A 3,288-nucleotide genomic window follows, 5' to 3' on the forward strand; every position below is an offset into this window, starting at 1 on the left:
GTGGGGCGAGGAGCGGGAGATTTCGCTCAAGACGGGAGAGGCCGTGGTCGCGGCGCTGGAATCCCGCGGCCATCAGGTCACCCGGGTGTTCGCGGGGCCGGGTCTGGACAGGGCGCTGCGCGCCGCGGAGCTGGACGTGGCCTTCATCGCGCTGCACGGGCGCATGGGCGAAGACGGCCGGGTGCAGGGCCTCCTGGAGTTGCTGGAGCTGCCGTACACGGGCTCGGGCGTGCTGGCCTCGGCGCTGGCGATGAACAAGCCCATGGCCAAGAAGCTCTTCCGCCTGCACAACCTGCCCACGCCCCAGGGGTATCGCGTGGGTCGCGACGACGCCGCGCGCGCCCTGGAGCTGCAAGGTGACCTGGGCTTCCCCTGCGTCGTGAAGCCCGCATGCGGCGGCTCGTCGGTGGGCCTGTCCATCGTCCGCGAGCCTGAGTCGCTCGTCACGGCGGTGGCCCAGGCGTGCCGCTTCGGCGGCGAGGCGCTGGTGGAGCGCTTCATTCCGGGCCGCGAGGTGACGGTGGGCATCCTCGGCGACAAGGTGCTGGGCAGCTGCGAGGTAGGCACTCCTCGCGAGGGCTTCGACTTCGAGGCCAAGTACAAGGGCGGCGCGCGCTACTTCCTGCCGCCCCGCCTGTCCGCCACGCGCGTGGCCAATGTGGAGGCCCTGGCGCTCTCCGCGTACCGCGCCCTGGGCTGCCGGGGGTACGCCCGAGTGGACCTCTTGTGCTCCGACACCGACAACGACGTGGTGCTGGAGGTCAACACGCTGCCCGGCTTCACCCCCACCAGCCTGCTGTCCAAGATTGCCGCCCATGCGGGTGTGGAGTTCCCGGAGCTCGTCGAGCGCATCCTCGCGCTGGCGACGCGGGACGAGGCGGGTGTCATGGACGCGCCCGTGGTCGCCCCCGCTCCCACCATCTCCGAGCCTCGCCGCGCGGTGAGCTGACCTTCCGGGTAGTCCGAGTCCTGGCGCCGCCTCAGCCCCGGCGCCAACCCCTTGGATCTCCTTGAAGCCCCGGTAACGCGAGGTGTCACCCCGGACCTGAACGGAACGTTCAAACTCTGGGAATAATTTGACACGTCCTTGACGCCTCCCTATTGTCCGGCGCGATCAGTCCTGGATGGTTAAAGCCTTGTCTTTTCGGGCACATACGGGACGGGGGCTCAGCGGACCCAGGAGGCGGCGGTCGGCGTGAGACGGGATTCCGATGCCGCCACGCAAGGAAGGACCGCGGGCCACGGGGGCTGCGCGGGAGGGGCTGAGCGTCACTGATGACCACCGTCGAGATCATCTTCCTGGGCGTCTATTTCAGCGTCCTGTGCGTGCTGGCGGTTTACGGCTCGCACCGGTACCGAATGGCGTTCCTGTATTACCGGCACAAGTTCAAGCTGCCGACGCCCAAGAGCCCTTTGAAGGAGCTTCCACGCGTCACCATCCAACTCCCCATCTTCAACGAGATGTATGTGGTGGAGCGTCTGGTGGAGTCGGTGTGCCGCATCGACTACCCCCGCGAGCTCCTGGAAATCCAGGTTCTCGACGACTCAACGGATGAGACGTGTGGCATCGCCCGGGCGTGCGTGGAGCGGCACCGGCAGAAGGGCCACGACATCGTCTACATCCACCGCGTCAACCGCGAGGGATTCAAGGCGGGCGCGCTGGAGCACGGGCTGAAGTCGGCGCGGGGCGAGTTCGTCGCCGTGTTCGACGCGGACTTCGTGCCGAGCCCTGACTTCCTGTTGCGCACGGTGCCGTTCTTCTCCGACGCGAAGGTGGGCATGGTGCAGGTGCGCTGGGGGCACCTCAACCGTGAGTTCTCCATCCTCACGCAGGCCCAGAGCATCTTCCTGGACGGCCACTTCATCATCGAGCACACGGCGCGCAACCGCTCCGGCTGCTTCTTCAACTTCAACGGCACCGCCGGCATCTGGCGTCGCGGCACCATCGCGGACGCGGGTGGCTGGCAGCACGACACGCTGACCGAGGACCTGGACCTGAGCTACCGCGCTCAGCTCAAGGGCTGGCAGTTCGTGTTCCTCCCGGAGGTCATCTCCCCGGCCGAAGTCCCGGTGGACATGAACGCCTTCAAGAGCCAGCAGCACCGCTGGGCCAAGGGCTCCATCCAGACGGCGAAGAAGCTGCTCCCCACCATCCTCAAGAGCGACCTGCCGCTGGCGGTGAAGCGCGAGGCGTTCTTCCACCTCACCAACAACATGGCTTATCTGTTGATGGTGCTGCTGTCGGTGCTGATGCCCATCAGCATGGTGGTGCGTTTCCAGCACGGCCTCTACGGCACGCTGTTCCTGGACCTGCCCTTCTTCATCTCCGCGACGGCGAGCGTGTGCTTCTTCTACGTCGCCGCGCAGCGGGAGCGGGGCGTGACGGGCTGGGAGCGGGTGAAGTACCTGCCGTTCCTGATGAGCCTGGGCATTGGCCTGGCCATCAACAACGCCAAGGCCGTGGCGGAGGCGCTGCTCAACCAGCAGTCGGGCTTCGCCCGCACGCCGAAGACGGGCGCCGAGGGCAAGAAGGTCATCGCGGTGAAGAAGGCGTACCGCGGCAGCAAGACGCTGATGCCGGTCGTGGAGCTGCTGTTCGCGGCGTACTTCACCGGGGCGCTGTGGTTCGCCATCGACGCGCGCATCTACACGTCGCTGCCCTTCATCATCCTGTTCCAGGCGGGCTTCCTCTACGTGGGCATCTCCAGCCTGCTGCAGGGGCTCGCCGGCCGCGTGAAGCTCAGCGACGCCAGCCCCGCGGTGAATCCCGCCGAGGAGCAGGCCCGCCGCGCCGCCTGAAGGTGACTCGCGCCGCGCCCCTTCGCATCGGGGCGCGGTGGCTTGTGTCCCTAGAGGCCCGCGTCCGGCGGGTCTCGCAGCAGCACCTGCTGCAGCCTCACCGGAGGCGGGCCGGAGCGGGAAGGCCGGCACCCTTCGTCGATGGACGTGCTGGCCACCGCGCGCAGCGTGAGGCCCGCGTCGTCACACGCCACCAGCTCCGTGGGGAACGCGACGGGGCAGGGTGCTCCCGAGCCGGTGAAGCCCGTGGCGCGCGTCTCGCCCACGAAACCTCCGGGTGTGCGCTCGAGGATGATGGACGCGGTGCTCGAGTCGGGTGACTCCGTGCCCGCGTCGCCGTCCGCGCGGGCTCGCACCACGGCCAGTGACAGCGTCCCGCCATCATCTTCGCCGTGGTAGCGGAAGGCCGGATTCTCGGCGTGGCGGTACTCGCCTGCCTGGCTGCTCTCGCACCCCGCGGGGACGCGCACAGGGGGCGGAGGTGGGGGC

The 3,288-nt window shown here is 68.4% G+C and carries 3 protein-coding genes; 2 read left to right on the plus strand and 1 reads right to left on the minus strand.

Translation table 11 applies throughout. The features are described 5' to 3' along the window. Together HR086_RS45815 and HR086_RS45820 are read left to right on the plus strand one after the other, a co-directional pair. Positions 1–949: D-alanine--D-alanine ligase (locus tag HR086_RS45815; RefSeq protein WP_174468805.1), on the plus strand; the 949-nt coding region annotated here is incomplete at its 5' end. A 326-nt stretch (positions 950–1,275) separates the two neighbouring features. Next, positions 1,276–2,799 (plus strand): cellulose synthase family protein, encoded by a 1,524-nt coding sequence (locus tag HR086_RS45820; RefSeq protein WP_141649246.1) that lies wholly within the window; start codon positions 1,276–1,278, stop codon positions 2,797–2,799. A 50-nt stretch (positions 2,800–2,849) separates the two neighbouring features. On the opposite strand, the gene HR086_RS45825 is transcribed toward HR086_RS45820, so the two are convergent. Then, a partial coding sequence (locus tag HR086_RS45825; protein ID WP_217442221.1) for a hypothetical protein occupies positions 2,850–3,288 on the minus strand: 439 nt, incomplete at its 5' end.

This window comes from Myxococcus sp. CA039A, assembly GCF_013336645.1.
GTDB lineage: Bacteria > Myxococcota > Myxococcia > Myxococcales > Myxococcaceae > Myxococcus > Myxococcus llanfairpwllgwyngyllgogerychwyrndrobwllllantysiliogogogochensis.

What these genes read in the sequence shown, in the direction of transcription:
- HR086_RS45820 (WP_141649246.1), top strand. Translation starts at nt 1,276, where the DNA reads ATGACCACCGTCGAGATCATCTTCCTGGGCGTCTATTTCAGCGTCCTG.